Below are 18,765 nucleotides of genomic sequence, written 5' to 3' on the forward strand. Positions count from 1 at the left end.
CAGTCAGGCTAAGTTTGAGTACAATGCAAGTCCGAGGAGGAGAATTTTCATTCAAAAGTGGATGCAGCTCTTTTATAAAAATACAGGTTTGAATCCGTATGTATGGCTCGTCTTTTTCATCCTACCCTTCTATTATATTTCACAATATTCCAAATTGTGGCCCATGGTGGCGGGAATTTTCATCATTCTGTTCTTCTTTGTTTGTTATCTGCTTGCCTTCATCACAAAGGGCTGGCAGGTGTATATGTGGATTGGACTGTTGATCGCCATATCGATTACGATGACCATCGCCTATGATTATGCCTATTTCTCATTGTTTCTTGCTTTTTTTATTGGGAATATTAAAAATAAAGCCGGTTTCTTCACCCTCTATTCGGTGAACCTGGCAGCCAGTTTTCTAACCATTAATTATAGTTTCATCAAACAGAGCACCCTATTGCTCAGTCAGTTCCCGTTTGTATTCATTACTCTTATGGCATCCATACTGCTTCCGATCAGTACGTATAACAAAAATAAGCGTGAACAGCTGGAAGGCCAACTGGAGAACGCCAACAAACGGCTGGATGATCTTGTGAAAATGGAAGAGCGGCAGCGTATCGCACGTGATCTGCACGATACCCTTGGACAAAAGCTCTCTCTCATCGGTCTGAAAACCGATCTGGCGAAGCGTCTGCTTCGCATGAATCCTGATCAGGCCGAGATTGAACTGAACGATCTGAGACAGACAGCAAGTACCGCACTAAAGGAAGTTCGGGAAATGGTAACGACCATGCGTGGCACACAACTGGTGGATGAACTGTTTCGTGCGGAACAGATTTTAAAGGCCGCTTCCATTGAATATGTACTTGAAGGCAATCCGAAGTTGCAGGATACGTCACAACTAAACGAAAATGTACTCGGCATGTGTCTGAAAGAAGCCGTTACGAATGTCGTCAAACACAGTCAGGCAGCAGTATGCACCATCCGTATCGAGGAAACACTGTCCGATAATATAATAACGGTGCAAGATAACGGGGTCGGAATCGAACGTACCCGCAAGCAAGAACGGCGCGGTACCGGAATCTTGGGGATGAAAGAACGACTTGAATTTGTGAACGGTTGTCTGGATATTCGTTCGGGAGCAGACATGGAAGGTACAGGCATTGTCATCCATGTTCCCAAGCTGGTCCGCAAACCGATAAAGGAGGTTGAACAATGATCAGGATCGTAATCGCCGAAGACCAGCGTATGATGCTCGGAGCCTTGTCTTCCCTGCTCAATCTGGAAGAGGATATGGAAGTGGTAGGTCGCGCAAGCAATGGACAGGAAGCTCTTGCTCTCGTCAGAGAGCTTACACCAGACATCTGTCTGATGGACATTGAAATGCCTGTCAAAAGTGGCCTGGAGGCCGCTGAGGAACTTAAAGGCCTGAACTGTAAAGTCATAATTTTGACAACCTTTGCCCGGACCGGATATTTCGAGCGTGCTTTGAAAGGCGGTGTACGCGGGTATCTATTAAAGGATAGCCCGATTGAGGAACTGGCCGAAGCCATCCGTCAGGTCATGAATGGTAGACGTATTTTTGCACCCGACCTGGTAGACGAGGCTTATGTTCAGGAGAACCCGCTGACCGAACGTGAAAATGCCGTTCTCGGCCTGATGGCAGACGGTAAAAATACAAAGGAAATAGCCGGACATTTATTCATTACAACCGGTACGGTGCGAAATTACATCTCTATTATCCTCAACAAGTTAAATGCAAGTAACCGCATTGAAGCCATCACCCGTTCCAAAGAAAAAGGGTGGTTCAAATGAAAGTACCGCTTTAACCCAATGAAACATAAATAAGCAAGGCACACCGTACCATCGGTGCACCTTGCTTATACAAGGATAGGCTGGTATGGAGCATTCGCTCCGCGCCAGCCTGTTTCCTTTTGAAGCTTTATTTTGGATCCATGTTTATTTCACAGAAACAACCATACCCAAAGCTTCCAGTGGCACCTGCTCGGTCTGGAGCTGATGAATCTGCTTGCCGTCTTGCCAGGAGATCGTTACATTGACGCTTTTACCACCGCTCGGATACTCCACGTTAACGAATCCCTTATCCTTTGGTGCAGGCAGTGTGTGGGACTCCAGGTATTCAACCATTCTCTTCGCAATCCCCGGATTATTCATGTTATCTTCGGAAACGGATCGAATTTGAAGCGTCCATCTACCTTCTGTCCAAGTCAGATACTGACTGCCCGCCGCGCCTTCAGTCATCCCCTTGATGCCATGTCCCAGATCCACAGTCATGTCCTTAGGAATGTTTTTCAAATCTGTCTCAGGGAAAATATCGGTACTGTTTGGATCTTTATACGTCTTCACTTCATAGGATGCCAGAACAGGCACCTTGCTGCCAGAGGCCGTCAACGAAGCATCATTCACCGCAACAGACTGGTCAGTGGAATAAAAGTTGATGTGGAACGCATCTGAAGTATTCGATGTGATCGATGCAGTCAGATGTTTTCCCTTTTCCAGGGAAAATGAAGTAGGTAACGAAGCGTTCTTCATCTTCAGCTGACTGCGAATGTCCTGAATGACATCGTTCGCACTTTGCTGGGGTTGACCGCCACTGCCCGTTTCCGAATTCGATGTCCCGCTTCCTGCAGAACCTTCGGTCTCCGTTGTTCCTGTGGTATCTGTTCCGCTATCTTTCGTTCCATTGGAGAAATCGGCTCCTCCACTGCCTGACTGAGCCTGCTCGCCAGCCGCGGGGGACGTGTTGTCCGCTGATGATGGTGTGGTAGCCTGGCCACCACACCCCGCAAGAGCAAGCAGCACTGCTGTCGTCACAGGGATCGTCATCCATAATTTAGGTTTGTTCATGTTGTTGTCCTCCTTGAAGCTGTTATTGAGATTAGCTTATTTTTTTACCTAGCCATCATTTTAACGTTTGTCATTCCAGAAATTCACGGGCTGTTCTTTCTTCGTCAGCACTTCAAACTGGTAGCCTTCTGCTTTCAGTGTTTTTAACACTTGCGGAAGTACTTTCAATGTCGCTTCCTGGTCGTGCATCAGTACCACAGGGGTGGTTCCGTTCTTTTGCACATTATGGATCTGCTTCATCACGCTGTTGTAGACTTTCTGATGATCCTTCTTGTATTTCCAATCTTCGGAATCAACATTCCAATCCCACAGATGGAATCCCCCCTGCCCCAGTAGAACATTGCGATATGCGGATTTGAGATACGGCTTGCTGCCGTACGGAGTACGAACGAGACTGGTTTTGACACCTGCCACTTTATTCAAGCTTTCATTGGCCTGCTGCATCTCTTTCAAACCACTGTATGCGGATTTATAAAATTTACCGGGAACATGCGTTACGCCGTGCAAGCCCAATCCATGTCCGTCTGCAACAATACGCTTGGTCGCCTTCTGAAACTTCACCATCTGAGGTCCCAGCATGAAGAATGTCGCCTTGGCGTTGTACTGATCCAAGATATCCAGTAATTGTCCCGTGTGGGCGGTCGGCCCATCATCGAAAGTTAGATATATGATCTTGGAGCTCGCTTTATTTCCGGCATTCTTGGATGCGGATGGTGCAGCTGAAGCCGATTGCGGCAATAGCAATGGAATAATCAATAGAATAGCAAGTGCAGTGATGAACGTTTTACGAATATGTAGCATAATAAAAGTCTCCCTTATGTCTTGTATTTCCCCGGGTGTCTATGTTTCTCTCATTGCAGCCCTTGGCGATAATCCTAATACTATCAAAAAGAGTGCGTCCCATTCTCGCTTCAAATGCTACGTTCGAGTTACACTTTTGTCAGATTACCCAAAAAAATAAAACGAATTTGATAGATTTGCTCGAAAAAGAACATCCGTCGGGATAGATCCATATTGACATATATTCTATTAACCCAAATTGTGGTTTCTGATAGATTCATTTCTGGAATTTAAATGAAGCAAGCGAAGAAGCTTAAAATGGTATAACAAAAAAGCCTGCTCAAGAGCAGACTTTTCATATGTAGATCAATTTTCTTGTCGTTCGGATCAATCCTGATTGCTTTGCTTCGTCTCCTCTTACTCTGCAGGAGCTGTAAACGAACGTTTACCAAATTCAGCGTCCAGCATGTAGAAAGCATTGCTGTCTTTTTCGATGCGGCGCAGCTTCTGGATGATATTATCAAACAGAGCTTCCTCTTCGACCTGCTCATCGATGAACCATTTCAGGAAATACATCGTGGCATGTTCACGCTCATTGAGAGCAATGTCAGCCAGATTGTAGAATTTCTTCGTATTTTGCTGCTCGTGTGCATATCCGTGTTCAAACACGTCCAGCATGGAGGAATATTCATTCTTCGGCTCTGGCAATGCAGCAAGGGTTGCACGTTGTCCGCGGTCATTCAGGAATTTGTATATTTTCATCGCATGGAACCGCTCTTCCTCAGCTTGTACGATGAAAAAGTTGGCAAATCCGTCCAAGCTTTCGCCGGAACAGTATGCGGCCATCGCCTGATATACGTGAGCCGAATAAAATTCGAAGTTCATCTGTTCGTTCAAAGCTTCTGTCAACTCTTTACTCATTAGGGATACACCTCATTCTTTCTCTAGGGATGGTTTTATTTTATCATAACGTCCACACGACTGATATCGAAATTTCTACAAAATTCGCCAATGACTGATTGCATCTCTTCCTATATAATTACATAGTTCTCGCTCTAAAATTATTTCATTCTGGAAGGCAGGCCATTTTATTTCATGAACACATCTTCTTCGCAGCTCAAAAAAACGATAGGCATGCCGCAAGCTGTTGCGCTTTATATAAGTGCAGTTCTCGGTTCAGGTGTCCTGATTGTACCCGGACTTGCTGCCGAACTCGCAGGACCGGCTTCACTTCTCGCCTGGGGAGGCATGGTGCTGCTCATTCTTCCGCTTGCCCTGTCCATGGGATTACTTTCGGCCCGTTACCCCGACGCAGGCGGTGTATCACACTTCGTTACCCTCGCTTTTGGACAACGGGCAGGAGCCATAGTTGGCTGGTTCTTTCTAATGTCCGTTCCCATCGGTGCTCCTGTAGCTGCCCTTACAGGTGCAGGCTATATGACAGCTGCGCTGGGACTCGGGGAAGGATACAGAACAGCGATTGCCGCCCTCATGCTGGCGGTTGGACTGATCATTAACATCGTGGGCATGCAGGTCGCCGGAAAGGTACAGATTGGGGTTGTGCTGGCGATTCTTATCGTGCTTGTCATGGCATTTGTGTTCGCAATTCCGAATATGAAATCCATACATTACACACCCTTTATGCCGAGTGGCTGGGTCAGCGTGGGACAGGCTGGAGCCATTCTGTTCTGGTGCTTTATCGGTTGGGAAGCTGTATCTCACCTGTCTGAAGAATTTACTGATCCCCGCAAGGCCGCTATTAAAGGCGTAACGATTGCAGCCATCATTGTAGGTGTGCTCTATTTCTTGACTGCACTGGCGACAGTCGGAACTCAAAGCTATCTCCATGGCGGAGCAGATGTCTCTCTCGTATGGATTATTAGTCAGGCTCTCGGTTCCTGGGGTGGGTTACTTGCTGGACTGACTGGCATATTTATTTGCACCGCTACGGTCATTGCATACGCTGGTGCCGCATCCCGTGTCGCCTATGCACTGGCAAGACAAGGATCTGCCCCGCAATGGATGTCCCGCTTATCCAGTCGGTACCATACACCCATTGCTGCAATCGGCTTCCTGGCCATCTGTTTTACTCTGGTGTTGTGCATATACGGATCAGGTCTCGTGTCACTCACGACATTGATTCAGCTGCCCAATGCAACCTTTATTCTCACATACCTTGGCGGATGCGCAGCCGGAATACGTTTACTCAAGGGCAGTCGTACTGGGGTAACCATCAGTTGGATTTCCTTTGTGGCGACGGCCATTGTGTTCCCTTTTGCCGGGTGGGCCGTTCTCTACCCTGTGGTGATCGTTGTCCTCTATGGCCTAGTCAGCCGCAAACAACAAGACAAAATATAAACAAAAAAAGCTCTGCCGGTATGGCAGAGCTTCCTTTATTCATCTTGAATAAATCATTATACCAGGAACGCTTTGGAGATGATAACCAACAGGATGAACAGAACCAGAATGGCACCTACAGAAGTAAAACCTCCGTATCCGTAGCCTCTTGCTTCTCCACCTAATACTTCGCTCATTGACCGTACCTCCTCTGCAACAGGTATGGGTTATCTTATGCAGGGAGAATAGATTTGACAGGGCTGATGCCCTGTTTCAGATCCAGTTTATCATTTTTTCTTCTTTTCAATACCGTGGAGAATCAATACGCATAATATCAAGGAACGGCACTTTGGCCGTAAATTCTTCCTCTGTATACTCCACATGCACTAGCCGGGTACGTGAATCCAGCTTCACAATAACCCCTTGAACCTGATCTTCCTTGCCCCATACGGTCAGCAACACTTCCGAACGTTCATGAAACGCTTCAACTAATTGGTTCCCCAGCTCTTCCAGTTCAAACTCGTCCCGGGTAGGTCTTTTTGCAACTTTTGCTTTTGCCAATGTAGCGGCCTCCTCTATAGCTAATCCGACGTCCCGAATCCACGGGTTATTTGCCGAGGTCATATTTAATTAGTATACCATTCATTCCCGTTCGTGTAATGTCGGGACTCCATAATGAAGCAAAAAAAACCTTACATTTACAGAGAAAGCTATTGTTTCCCTTCATTCATCGCCATCTTCAACAATAACGGTGTATACATTCGAAATGGACTTTCCTGAATGCCTCTGACCGTTCCACTCGTAAGTATACATTGCAGTTACGGTACCCTGCTGGATTCCCAGTTGTTCAGCGGAGGATATTTGTGCAACGTAAGTAACCCATCTCTCCGCTCCAGGTTCCATCTCACCCAAATGTAAATATCTTGGTGAAGAATACTCTGAAATGATCGCTCGATCGGATACTTCTGCTTCCCCAATCCATTTGGCACCTGGAGGGAGCACATCACCCAACTGCACCCGTGCAGACCAGGTTCCTGTATTGGTCACATGTACATGAAAAGTTACATTTCCTCCCCTTTCAATCAAGTCGGGCTTCACTTCCACATGGACCGAAATGATGGGATGCTTCAACTGAATGACAGCCGAATTGGAGGTAATAATTCGTTGCACAGAACGAGAATCTGGCAAACGAAAGGTATAGCTCAGGCGAGCCTGATTCATCAGTTCGAAGACTCCAGGCACACCCTGATCCTGCTCTGCAAGATTCACTTCAAATTGGATATTAACCGTAGATCGTGCAGTCAACGTTCCGATATTAATGCCTTTGACCGGACTTGTTCCACGCCGCTTCACACCGTTCCACCCGAGGCTTCCCTCAACATAGCGCATACCTGACGGAAGAAAATCTGTCACGATAGCATCTACTGCAAAAGAACCTTCATTGTGTACCGTTATTTGGTATTGAACGGTATCCCCAGGAGTTGCGATGGATGGATTCACACTTTTCGCAATCGATATTCGAGGTTGAATGACGTTCAAAGTTGCTACGTTCGAGTATACAATCTCCAACGTGTCACCTGAAACGTACTCTAGCGTTGCCTGAATTGTTAAATTTTCAGCTATGCTTCCTCCCGTGACCTGTACTCGAAATTGAATTGGAACAGATTCTTCGGGCAGCACCTCGCCTATCATAATTCCGGAGTCAGGCGTCGTCTCGGGAACAAAAATCTCATTCACAATGACACTTCCCGGTAGAAATTCAATACCTTTGGGTAATGGGATCGTTACCCTGGCATCGTTTCCTATTATAAAACCCGGGTTACTCACCAAAAGGTTGTAAGTGACAATATCTCCGACAAAGGTTTGCACACGATCTGCATTCAAAACCAACGACAGACTTGACGACACCAGGTTTACTTCTACCACGTTGGAGTTCTCTTCCCCCTCAACCATTCGTCCATCCGGCGTCACAAACGTATAACGTATCTTCGCTTGATTCACCAGTTTCAAGGCCTGAGGAAGACCGACGATGATCACCTGAAAATGAATTCGCAACGTCGCACCAGGTACGATTTCCTGCGCTGGAATCCCGCTCTCTGGCGAAACTCCCGGCAGCGGAGTGCCATCCAGGAGTACACTGTTGGGGAGAAGTGAAGTTTCCGACGAGAGCGAATCCAACACATGGACCATGGCAGCACAATTACCCGAATTCACAATTTCAATCAGATAGGTCAGTGTCTGCCCCAGAGCAGCCTCAGCAACATTGCAAAACTTGTGAACCTCCAGCCTGGGACCGATCCATGGTGTAACTACTGTATTAGAGTAGGCCACCTGTTCCAGTTCAGTCGTACCCGAGCTGAATCGAACCAGTGACTGATTCTGTAGCATGTGGGACAACGGACCGGAAGATTGGCTCATATCACCACGACCTCCACTCTGAATGTAACGGTAACCGAAGCACCAGCAGCAATCGAACCAAGTGTTATTCCTGTATTCGGATTCCCAGTAGGCCTTGCCACCCCATCCACCGTAACACTTCCCGCCACAAATACGGTGCCTGTAGGTACAGGGTCTACCATAACCACATTATTGACCACCTCGATGCCACTATTGGTTACAACAATGGTATAGGTGATCACATCGCCAACAACAGCATCAACTGCACTCGCGCTTTTGACCACAACGACATTGGGTGCAGATACAGGAATCACCAGAACGTTAGAGGATACCGTGCCCGTCAACTGACGTCCATCCGGCGGACTAAATGTATAATTCGCTACCGCCTGATTGACCAGCTGCTGATTCTGCGGCAATGAATCCACAGTAACTTCCAGCGTGACCGTTACATTAACGGACCCTCCTGGAGGTATTGCACCAACAACGATCCCTGATTCCGGATTCGCCCCAGGCTGTGGAACACCATCAATCAGGACGCTGTTTGGAAGTAGGACTGCTCCATTCGGAATATTATCCGTAAGTGTCAGATTGGCTGCTAAATTCCCACTGTTGGAAATGGAAAAAGAATAGGTGATGATGTCACCGATGGTCGCATTGGACGTACTCGCTGTTTTGGTTACGGCAATAATTGGCTGATAAATTGGCGTTACCACGGTATTCGAATAGGCAGCTCCCGAGAATACACCCGATGTGAAACTTACCGATGACTGACTGCTCACTTGCGGTGGTGCAGGCAGCGTGTTGACCCGAACCGCATACGATACAGATACAGATGCTCCAGGTGCCAAAGAACCAAGAGCTATACCCAGTGTCGGGTTAGCCGAGAGACGCTGAACGCCGTCAACCAGGACACTGCCCGTGACAAAAGTAACAGCCGAACTAATTGGATCAGTTAAGACAACATTGTTGACAGGATCAATTCCGTTATTGGTTACGACCATCTCATATACAATCGTATCACCCACTACAGCATCAATTACCGGTGTCGTCTTGACGACACTGACATTTGGAGCAGACACCTGAATATTGAGAGCATTGGACGTAAGACTGCCTGCCAGTGTTCTTCCATCCGGCAGCGTGTAGGAATAGGTTGCTGAAGCTTGATTGGTTATGGCCTGGCTTAAAGGGAGGGTGATGATCACGACCGAGAACGTGACTACAGTTGTTGTGGAGACTACACCCAGTGGAATCCCTGAAGCCGGATCGGCTCCTGGTGCTGAAGCCCCATTAATAATGACGCTATTCGGCACAAGTTCTGTTCCTGCCGGAATGGTATCCGTTAACGTGACAGATGCCCCAAAGTTCCCTGCATTGGTGATCGCGATGCTGTAAACGACAGTATCCCCTACCGTTGCAACAGCATGGTCTCCCGTTTTGACTGCCGACAGAATCGGTTGGTATACCGGGGTAGTGACCGTATTAGAAAATGTAGTAGCTGAAAACACACCTGATGTAAAGCTCACCGTAGACTGATTGTTTAATACTGCACTGGATGGGAGTGCTGTAACCTGCACACTAAACACAACGGTCACGGTAACTCCAGGCGCGATGGAACCAAGCGTTATTCCGGTTGAAGGATTAACACCCGGTCGAGGAACACCATCAATAAACACGCTGTTTGCTGTAAGAACAGTACTTGCCGGCAATGCATCCGTGAATACCACATTACTGACAGTCGCTATTCCGTTATTAGTTACTGCAATGCTGTACGTTACGACATCACCAACAGATACAGCCGTAGATGTCGTAGATTTCACTACATCGACATCGGGAGCCGACACTGAAATGGTAAGTATATTAGACAAAACAGAACCCGTGATGTTGCGTCCGTCAGGCAGCGTGAAGGAAAGAGCAACCGAAGCCTGATTCACCAGCTGTTGCGGGGTCGGCAAAGTATCAATAACTACGGAAAAGGTAACCGTTGTTGTTGCCCCAGCAGCAACAGTGCCCGCCGGAATGCCTGTTGCAGGATTGGCTGCAGGTAATGGCTGACCATTTACAATCACACTGTTCGGAACAAGAATGGTTCCTGCAGGGATATTGTCCGTCAGGTTAATCTGGGCACCATAGTTCCCCTGATTGTTGACGGTAACTGTGTAACTTACGGTATCCCCAACGGTAGCATTTTGTGTACTCGCCGTTTTTTGTGCGGAGAGAATAGGTTGGAACACCGGTGTTACCACAGTATTGGAGAACGTTGTGCTTGAGAATGCCCCAGAGGTAAAACTCACTGTGGATCGATTGCTTAATTGTCCACTTGACGGGATCGCATTGACATTGATACTGAAAGTGACAGTAGCGGACGTTCCGGGAGCGAGCGTACCTAGCGATATCCCCCCTGCCGGATTGGAAGCGGGCTGCACTACCCCATTTATAGTGACACTACCTGCAACAAAAGAGGCCCCCGCAGGAATTGGATCCGAAAACTGAATATTGTTCACCGGTTCTATTCCGCTATTCGTTACCAAAATGGAGTAAGTAACTGTATCCCCTATGGCAGCCGCAGTCGAAACTGTACTTTTAACTACGGCAACGTTTGGCGACGAGACTGGAAACGTCAGTGTATTTGAAGTGGCTGTCCCTGTTAACGTTCGCCCGTCAGGAGGTGTGAATGTATAAGATGACGTCGCAAAATTGCTAAGTTGCTGTGGAGATGGAAGCGAATTTACAACAACCGCAAAAGTAACAACAGCTGTCGCTCCCGCTGCCACAATGCCTACCGGAATCCCCGTTCCTGGTGTCGCTCCAGGCTGTGGCACACCAGATACCACGAGGCTGTTGGGTACAAAAGTTGTGACAGCAGGAATCGTATCCGTCACTGTAACGTTTGCCTCCAGATTGCCTGTGTTACTGACAGTTACTGTGTATACAACTGTGTCGCCTACGGTCGCATTTACTGTATTTGCTGTTTTGATGAGTGAAATTTGCGGTTGTATAACCGGAGTCTGTGTTGTATTGGATGATGATGACCCCGAAAATGAACCGGATGTGAAGCTGACCGTCGACTGATTGTTAATCTGTGAAGGGATCGGCATAGTAATCGTCACCTCAAAAGTTACGGTAACCTCGGCTCCTGGAGCCAACGTACCGATTGGAATGCCGGCGGTCGGATTGGAGAGCGGGAAGGAAGTCCCGTTCACAATGACGCTTCCGGGTACAAATGGGGTATTCGGAGGAAGAGGGCTGACATATACCACATTGTTAACGGCTACTGTTCCGTTGTTACGAATAACAGATGTGTATCGAATGACATCCCCGACCACGCCGTAATCTACATTGTCACTGTTTACGATCGTTACATTGGGCAAGGATACGGGAATATTAACGGTATTTGATGACGAAGAACCGGCAACTGTTCTCCCACTTGGAAGAGTGTAAGCAAATGATGCAACCGCTTGATTAGTCAACTGCCTTGAATTAGGCAAACTTGTGACCGTGGCAACAAAGGTGACCGTTACGTTCGAGCCTGCAGCGATCGACCCCAAATTAATTCCTGTTACCGGGCTAACACCTGGTGTAGGTACGCCATTAATAATGACGCTGTTTGTACTGAATACAACCCCGGCAGGGATCGGATCAGTCAAGGTAACCGTTGCAGTAATATTGCCTGAATTGTTGACTTGGATGGAGTAATTAAAAGAGTCCCCTACCGTTAAATTCGAGGTACTCGCAGTTTTTGCTACTTGTATCACTGGTTGGTATATAGGTGTATTCACCGTGACAGATGATGAAACGCCATTAAAGCTGCCTGATGTAAATGCTGCACTTGCCCGGTTGCTGACTGAACCTGTGGACGGAACGGATGTCACTCTTGTTTGATAGGTCACCGTAACACTGCTCGAGCTGTTCAATACACCGACAGCAATGCCCGAAAGTGGACTTGCATTTCTTGCAGCAGTTCCATTAATTGTGACACTGCCGGAGACGAATTCCGAACCGGTTGGCGAATCCGAGATCACCAGATTTTGTACCGCACTGCTCCCTGCATTTGTTGCAACAACCGTGTAGGTCAGTACATCCCCTACAGTGGCGTCCGGCGTGCTTACTGTTTTGCTTATGGATATATTGGGGCTTGATGCAGGTATGCGAACGACATTGGATAAACTGCTTCCTGAGAGATTTCGTCCACTCGGAAGCTGGTACGTATAACTAGCGGCCCCCTGATTCTCCAGCGTTGGCGGCGATGGAAGTGTCGTGAGTGAAGTTCGGAATACAATCGTTGATGTTGCTCCTGGCAGCAAACTTCCCAACGTTATCCCGGTTAATGGGCTGGCCCCAGGACGCGCAGTACCATTCACGGTTACCGAATCCGGGATAAACGTCAAACCTGAGGGTATCGTATCGGTTACATTTACTTGAGTCGCTATGGTTCCGTTGTTCGTTACCACAAGTGTGTATGAAATCTGATCTCCCAGTGTCGCATTGGTTTCGCTCGCCAACTTGTTAATGCCGATTGCCGCCTGGTATACAGGGGTTGTAATGGAATTGGAGTTGGAAATCCCCGTGAACGCACCTGAGCTATAAGACACGGAAGCCCGGTTGACCAGCGAACCTGAAGCGGGCAGCGACTGCACATTAACCTGAAATGTCACCGTGGCAGAACTTCCGGCTGCCAACGTTCCTAGCGAAATTCCACTGCTCGGATTGGCCGATGGTGCGACAGTTCCTCTGACGGTCACACTGCCAGGTACGAATGTAGTTCCAACAGGGAGAGCATCCGTGAGTACCACATTGTTAATCACCTCGATACCGCCATTGGTAGTAACTACGGTGTACGTATACGTCTCTCCAACTGCAACATCAGTGACTGAAGCCGATTTTAATGTTGTTACATTGGGCAATGTAACGGGAATCGTCAAAGTATTCGAGGCTAATATGCCGTTAATAGTTCGACCATCAGGAGAGTTAAAGGAATAGGAGGACGTGGCCTGATCCACCAGGGTTGGAGGCGTTGGCAAGCTTGTTACAAGTACTTGAAAGGTTACAGTATTTGTACTTCCTGCCGCGAGACTCCCCAAATTAACGCCAGTTGCAGGATTCGCGCCAGCGATCACATTTCCATTCAGTCGGAAGCTGCCCGCCACGTACGAGCTGCCGCTCGGGATGTTATCTGTTAATGTAACGTTGGCAGCAACATTCCCCCCGTTGTTTACCTGAAGCGTATACGTGACCTGATCACCCACTGTGGCATTGGTTGTACTCGCCGACTTCACTATGGACAGGTTCGGTGAATAAACAGGAAGAGTAGAGTTATTGGACGGTATTACTCCCGTAATCACTGAACCCCCAGCAACACTTTGGAACGTAAAGGCGGCATTCGCTGAATTCACCAATTGTAATATGCTTGCATCCTGGGCAATGAGCGCACGATAGGTTACAACAATACTGCTAGAGAGGTTTAATGAACCAAGCGGAATGCCTGCAGTGACATCGAGTGTTGGGCGGGACACACCAGCGACGGTTACACTCCCTGGAATGAAGGTGAGACCTACAGGTAATGAATCAGATAGCACAACGCTGGCGGCACTGGCTGTACCTGCATTACTGACAGTAACGGTATAGAGAACGCTGTCCCCCGCTACCGCACCGGAAGCAGCGGAAGCCTTGGCTACTGTAATTTTGGGCGCATTAATATCAACCTGAATCGCATTGGCGTTGACAATGTAAGCATCCCCGGAGGTCGTTAACGTTAACACCGCAGAAGACTGGTTGTTGATCAGTCTCGCTGACACATCCACATTGGTAATATCCCAGCCTTGACGTCCGCCGATAATATTGGTACCTGGGGCGCCGTTCGTCTGGTTCCGCGTGCCGAAAGTCCCTGTTGTATTAAGCGTTCCTGTATCGCCATTGATTTGGGAAGCAAAAAAGTTTGCAGCCAGGTTGTTTGGTCCAGACAACGCAACCGAAGTTGCCGAGGTTGGCCCGAATAATGCCTGATCCCCGGTCCTATTCGCGTCCCCCTCCTGCGCACTGAACAATGCCCTTCCTCCCAATGCACCTGAAAGCGGAGTGGCAAATCCAGTCAGTGTGGTAACCACTGGCGCCGAGGTAGATTGGACAAGTACACCACCTGCACGCAAGGACATGTTGCGAAAGGGCAGGCTGGGGTTCTGATAAATGACTCCAAGTGTCCAGCCTGCATGATTGGCTGTAGCATCATTGGTGATGACAATCGTTCCTACAACTGCTCCGATGGTATATGTACCGGCTCCCCCATTTTGTACAAGCGAAGTAACATTGGCTGAACGCACATAACCAGAAGCGCCGTTCCCCAAATCAAATTGATTATAAGTAGCCGGGTCAGGAGTAACACTGGATGTACCTGCTGGTGTAATAAACGTAACCGGATTGTTGATTGCAGCACTCAGATTGACTGTCCCATTGATGTAACTTCCACCCCAGATCAATTCTGCATACAAGACAGTGCTGCCAGCAGGAAGAACAAGTATCGCCGCTGAACTGTTGCTCTGGTACAGACTCGTGGTTCCTAGCGGATAGGTTCCGTACTGGACGGAGGCATTCGTTGTCGTAAAAGCTCCAATACTGTCCTGTGTTCCGGGTACTCCGGCTGTGTCCGAACGACTCAGTCCGAGCGTATTTCCTGTAAATGTAATTGCTCCCGTAGCATTAACGGTTGAACGAACGATAAGAGGAATGGATCTCACCTCCCCTTCATCATAATTGGAATCATATGAATTGGAGCCTTCACACACAGTCTATGAGCCTGATTTGGATTTTTGTTTGTCCTACAAAAGAACTTTATGCGCTTTGTCGTTATGTAAGGTTTGTTTTCATAAAAATAATTAAATGATTTGCGTTTCGTGCAATGTGTTTTATAATTAAAATATACGAGAGCGGCGTCTGTCGTATCATTATGATGCAGTCAGCGGTGATATATTGAAGAGTCCACATTCACACAGCAACCATATCCCAACCGAGTACGAATTCAAGCATTCCAAATGGATCAAAAAAATGCTTCGTGCTTACTGGGTCGTCGTTTTAACGCATGTTGTCATTCAAATAGGCTGCTTTCTGTTTCTCGATTATGATCGCACTCCGGAAGACTTCATGATCCATGTATTGTTTTTGCCTACGTTAGCCAGCGCTTTCGCCATTCTGATTGCTAGTTGGGTGGAACGCCGTTTCAGCTTTTTCTCCTTCTATTCCATGTCCATGGCCAGCACGGTGATTGCCTGGACCATCATTCGTGTCAATTACGATATCCGCATTATACTGGCCATATGTCTGTTGCCGATCTTTGCTTCGGTTCTGTTCTTCAACAAGAGACGGGTATGGACGGTGTGCCTCATGCAGATGATTGGTTATATCATCGTACTCTGCGACCCAGACTATCGGCTGTACTTATCTTCGTTTGACATGGTATCCATTCCGGCATTTCTCATTGTAGGTACATATGTTGCACAGTTAATTGTTACGAGCGGCGTTGAGGTACTGGATGATCTGCAGGCCAGTATGCTCGCCAAGCAGGATCTGATTGTCCGAAACGCAATTATGACCAAGCAGTCCAAGACAGACGGGTTAACCAATCTGTATAATCAAAGCTCCTTTAAGGACTACTATGAGAAAGCGTTTGAGTATGCCAATAATGGCATGAGTCTACATTTAGCTCTGATTGATATTGATAACTTTAAGTCAATTAATGATACATATGGGCATCGAGTGGGAGACGCCATTCTGGAGAGAGTCTCTCTGGTCATTCAGGAGAACATCACATCAAGCGATATCGCGGCGCGTTACGGTGGAGAAGAATTTGCACTGTTAATGTTTGAGCAGCCTTTCGAGCAGGCATATGCCTTGGTGGAACAGATCCGCAAGAAGATCGCACGTCTCGTTCATAAGGAGCTTGAAGGCGCTTATATTACGGTAAGTGTCGGACTCAAAAGCTACAGCGCCCATCTGTCCAAGGACAAGCTGTTTGAGGAAGTGGATGCGTGTCTCTATGCCGCCAAACGAACGGGGAAAAATAAAACGATGACGTCCCTTGATCTGGTTTAGTCCTCAAAAAAACGCAAAAAGTAGTGCTGCTCACCGGGAACCGGCTGTACAGCACTACTTTTTTTTACTGAAATCGTCACTCCGAATTTATCGGTTCACTCTGCCCATTCCCAGCGATGTGTATTTTGCTCCAGCTTTGGGTGGAGCTTAACAGGCTCTCCATCAATAATCAGTCGTACTTCTTTAATCCAATCTTTGAACGAATCAAATGATGCAAACTGATTTGCCATCTCCACCGTGAGATACAAGAAATGGGGAGCCGGATATTCCTCTGCCATATGACGCAGGGCTGCTTCGATCGGCGTATACTTCTTTCGCTTGCCTTCCCAGCCTTCGACCCGTACGCGGGAGGATGCATGCTCCCTTCTCCAGTTATGAAGACGGTCTTCCCTTTTGTAAAAAGGCTGCACACCATCTTTGCTCATCCGCTTCACTGTATTCTCATGCAGCGGATAAAGCACAAGTTGCACAAAAGACCGTGTGTCCGCAATAGCAGCGGCACGTTCAAGCTGCTCATCCGTTACGTGCTCAAATGAATCATAGAAAATCAACGTGCCTTTCCGGGTAGCCGGCGGTGGTTCATAGCCATAGGGTACATTGGTATATTTTCCAGACATCTCATCGCTCCTTGCCTGTATGCTGAACAGTGACCTGCTACGTTACATTATATTATTCTCTACCTGTGTTCTTCCATTCTGGATAGAATGTCATTCTATTTTTGCCTGCACGTTTCGATTCATACAACGCCTCATCTGCCATGCGAATAATTTCACTCGGATTACCACTGTTGGCAGGATATTCAGCACCGCCAATGCTGCAGCCAATATGAATCCGCTCATATTCGATAATAAACGGCTTGTTTAGTATCTGTATAATATCTTCTGCATAAGCACGTGCTTCTCCTCTAGAATCTTCTCCCACTGAGCGGAAAACAATGAGGAACTCATCTCCGCCAAGCCTGACTGTGATCCCCTTATCCTGCTTAAAACTGGATAAACGCTGTGCCACTTTTTGCAGCAGAATGTCTCCGGTCTGGTGACCGAGCGTATCATTCACGCTTTTGAAGCCGTCCAAATCAATATACAGGAAAGTCAAGGTATGATCTGTACTTTCCGATTCGAGTGATTCCTCCAAATATACTTCCAGCGCAGTTCGATTGGGCAGACCCGTCAGTTGATCATAATGCGCAAGATTTTGCATGACCACCAGCTCTGAATCCTTATTCCTTAGCGAATTCAGCATATCCCTGAGGGAACGCGACAGCACTTCAATTTCCCTGAAGCCCCGATTTTCCGGAATCTGTACTTGTTCTCCGGCACCAAGTCGATTCGCTACCTGAGTCAGCCTTGCAATCGGAGCGGAGATTTGGCGGGAGATTAGCCAGCCAATCAGCGCGAACAGAACGGTAACAGCCAGTCCTGCCCATACATTGAACCAAAGCATATCTGATACGGAAGAAAACGCCGTTGATTTGAGCTGACGAATAACTACGGTCCATCCAAGACCCGGATAATCCAGATGGCCCTGACTGGTTGCAAATCCTGTAACATATTCTTGCCCGTCTGGCCACTCTTCTATGGACCAGGTGCTTTTATTCTGCCTCGCCGTTGTAATACCCGTTAGTTTCAGTGGTTGGCCAATCCATTCTTTTGGACCAAGCAGCACCGTATTTTCCTTTTGGCTGACAATAAACATCTCAATGTCCTTTTCCTCATGTTTCAACGGTTCCAGGACACTTTCCTCTACTTCCTTCGCCCAAGCCCAACTCAAATGTGCGGCCAGCACGCCAGCAATCTCTCCGTTCTTGTATTTCACCGGAAAGCTGATATCGACAAATTGCAGTGGTTCGCCAGTTGGGTTGGGAAGCAGCTTCGCCAGAAGGACAGCATCATGAACATCTCCAATAAATTTACCCTTGATGCCCTCCTGGTACACAGGTCTATCCGATAAATTTTCACCATGCAATATGCCGTCTGTGGAAGCCAGCACTTTTCCTTTTGGATTTATGAATCCAACCCATGAGAAAGTGGGAAAGCTATCTTGAAGCTGATTGAGCAGCATCTGCATTTCGGCAGGTTCGAAGCGGTCCTCCAGGGCAATCATTCGCCCCAGCAGTTCCAACTCCCCTGAACGCGTCCACATGAAACGGTCCAGCTTGTCCGAGGTCTGAGAAGCTGTGCTCGTCAGCGAGTGACCAATTTCGGTTTCCACAGCGACAGAGGATTTCTGGCTGAGAATATACCCAATCGTCAATGTGACTAGCAGGGATAAAACGCCAAAGGTCATGGTTAGTACAGTTTTAAGTTTAAATGACATCATTGCCTC

At 47.6% G+C, this 18,765-nt stretch carries 13 protein-coding genes; 4 read left to right on the forward strand and 9 right to left on the reverse strand.

Annotated features, from left to right (window positions below):
* The first annotated feature begins 49 nt into the window (after positions 1-49).
* Together HW560_RS25180 and HW560_RS25185 are read left to right on the forward strand one after the other, a co-directional pair.
* On the forward strand, positions 50-1,198 hold the full coding sequence (locus tag HW560_RS25180) for a sensor histidine kinase (protein WP_090896855.1): 1,149 nt from the start codon (positions 50-52) through the stop codon (positions 1,196-1,198).
* The gene (locus HW560_RS25185; RefSeq protein WP_090896853.1) at positions 1,195-1,794 is read left to right on the forward strand and encodes a response regulator transcription factor; all 600 of its coding nucleotides are present in this window, start codon (positions 1,195-1,197) and stop codon (positions 1,792-1,794) included. The genes HW560_RS25180 and HW560_RS25185 overlap by 4 nt, the downstream gene beginning before the upstream one ends.
* Positions 1,795-1,938: 144 nt before the next feature.
* On the opposite strand, the gene HW560_RS25190 is transcribed toward HW560_RS25185, so the two are convergent.
* The 3 genes from HW560_RS25190 to HW560_RS25200 form a co-directional block, all read right to left on the reverse strand.
* Positions 1,939-2,847, reverse strand: coding sequence for a hypothetical protein (locus HW560_RS25190; RefSeq protein ID WP_179265048.1), 909 nt, complete (start codon positions 2,845-2,847; stop codon positions 1,939-1,941).
* Positions 2,848-2,907: 60 nt separating this feature from the next.
* Positions 2,908-3,648 carry a polysaccharide deacetylase family protein gene (locus HW560_RS25195; RefSeq protein ID WP_090896847.1) on the reverse strand — a complete coding sequence of 247 codons (741 nt, stop codon included), beginning with the start codon at positions 3,646-3,648 and terminating at the stop codon, positions 2,908-2,910.
* A 396-nt stretch (positions 3,649-4,044) separates the two neighbouring features.
* On the reverse strand, positions 4,045-4,548 hold the full coding sequence (locus HW560_RS25200; RefSeq protein WP_076291009.1) for a ferritin: 504 nt from the start codon (positions 4,546-4,548) through the stop codon (positions 4,045-4,047).
* A 174-nt stretch (positions 4,549-4,722) separates the two neighbouring features.
* Between HW560_RS25200 and HW560_RS25205 the strand changes: the two genes are divergently transcribed.
* Complete coding sequence (locus tag HW560_RS25205) at positions 4,723-5,985, forward strand: amino acid permease (RefSeq protein WP_090896842.1); 1,263 nt, start codon at positions 4,723-4,725, stop codon at positions 5,983-5,985.
* A 56-nt stretch (positions 5,986-6,041) separates the two neighbouring features.
* Here the strand turns inward: HW560_RS25205 and HW560_RS25210 are convergent, their stop codons facing one another.
* The 4 genes from HW560_RS25210 to HW560_RS25225 all read right to left on the reverse strand — a co-directional run bounded on the left by HW560_RS25210 (position 6,042) and on the right by HW560_RS25225 (position 15,089).
* On the reverse strand, positions 6,042-6,161 hold the full coding sequence (locus HW560_RS25210; RefSeq protein ID WP_024631887.1) for a hypothetical protein: 120 nt from the start codon (positions 6,159-6,161) through the stop codon (positions 6,042-6,044).
* A 106-nt stretch (positions 6,162-6,267) separates the two neighbouring features.
* Positions 6,268-6,525 carry a YolD-like family protein gene (locus tag HW560_RS25215; RefSeq protein ID WP_090896841.1) on the reverse strand — a complete coding sequence of 86 codons (258 nt, stop codon included), beginning with the start codon at positions 6,523-6,525 and terminating at the stop codon, positions 6,268-6,270.
* A 162-nt stretch (positions 6,526-6,687) separates the two neighbouring features.
* Positions 6,688-8,382, reverse strand: coding sequence for a COG1361 family protein (locus HW560_RS25220; protein WP_179265049.1), 1,695 nt, complete (start codon positions 8,380-8,382; stop codon positions 6,688-6,690).
* Positions 8,379-15,089, reverse strand: coding sequence for a DUF7507 domain-containing protein (locus tag HW560_RS25225; RefSeq protein WP_179265050.1), 6,711 nt, complete (start codon positions 15,087-15,089; stop codon positions 8,379-8,381). Before HW560_RS25225 ends, HW560_RS25220 begins: the two co-directional genes overlap by 4 nt.
* Before the next feature lie 232 nt (positions 15,090-15,321).
* On the opposite strand from HW560_RS25225, the gene HW560_RS25230 reads away from it, so the two are divergent.
* On the forward strand, positions 15,322-16,440 hold the full coding sequence (locus HW560_RS25230) for a GGDEF domain-containing protein (protein ID WP_090896836.1): 1,119 nt from the start codon (positions 15,322-15,324) through the stop codon (positions 16,438-16,440).
* Positions 16,441-16,535: 95 nt separating this feature from the next.
* On the opposite strand, the gene HW560_RS25235 is transcribed toward HW560_RS25230, so the two are convergent.
* Together HW560_RS25235 and HW560_RS25240 are read right to left on the reverse strand one after the other, a co-directional pair.
* Positions 16,536-17,057, reverse strand: coding sequence for a hypothetical protein (locus tag HW560_RS25235; protein ID WP_090896833.1), 522 nt, complete (start codon positions 17,055-17,057; stop codon positions 16,536-16,538).
* Positions 17,058-17,109: 52 nt separating this feature from the next.
* On the reverse strand, positions 17,110-18,759 hold the full coding sequence (locus tag HW560_RS25240) for a GGDEF domain-containing protein (protein WP_256222020.1): 1,650 nt from the start codon (positions 18,757-18,759) through the stop codon (positions 17,110-17,112).
* Positions 18,760-18,765: the final 6 nt, after the last annotated feature.

Origin of the sequence: Paenibacillus sp. E222 (genome assembly GCF_013401555.1) — a bacterium.
GTDB lineage: Bacteria > Bacillota > Bacilli > Paenibacillales > Paenibacillaceae > Paenibacillus.

What these genes read in the sequence shown, in the direction of transcription:
- HW560_RS25185 (WP_090896853.1), top strand. Translation starts at nt 1,195, where the DNA reads ATGATCAGGATCGTAATCGCCGAAGACCAGCGTATGATGCTCGGAGCC.
- HW560_RS25190 (WP_179265048.1), bottom strand. Translation starts at nt 2,847, where the DNA reads ATGAACAAACCTAAATTATGGATGACGATCCCTGTGACGACAGCAGTG.
- HW560_RS25195 (WP_090896847.1), bottom strand. Translation starts at nt 3,648, where the DNA reads ATGCTACATATTCGTAAAACGTTCATCACTGCACTTGCTATTCTATTG.
- HW560_RS25200 (WP_076291009.1), bottom strand. Translation starts at nt 4,548, where the DNA reads ATGAGTAAAGAGTTGACAGAAGCTTTGAACGAACAGATGAACTTCGAA.
- HW560_RS25205 (WP_090896842.1), top strand. Translation starts at nt 4,723, where the DNA reads ATGAACACATCTTCTTCGCAGCTCAAAAAAACGATAGGCATGCCGCAA.
- HW560_RS25210 (WP_024631887.1), bottom strand. Translation starts at nt 6,161, where the DNA reads ATGAGCGAAGTATTAGGTGGAGAAGCAAGAGGCTACGGATACGGAGGT.
- HW560_RS25220 (WP_179265049.1), bottom strand. Translation starts at nt 8,382, where the DNA reads ATGAGCCAATCTTCCGGTCCGTTGTCCCACATGCTACAGAATCAGTCA.
- HW560_RS25235 (WP_090896833.1), bottom strand. Translation starts at nt 17,057, where the DNA reads ATGTCTGGAAAATATACCAATGTACCCTATGGCTATGAACCACCGCCG.
- HW560_RS25240 (WP_256222020.1), bottom strand. Translation starts at nt 18,759, where the DNA reads ATGATGTCATTTAAACTTAAAACTGTACTAACCATGACCTTTGGCGTT.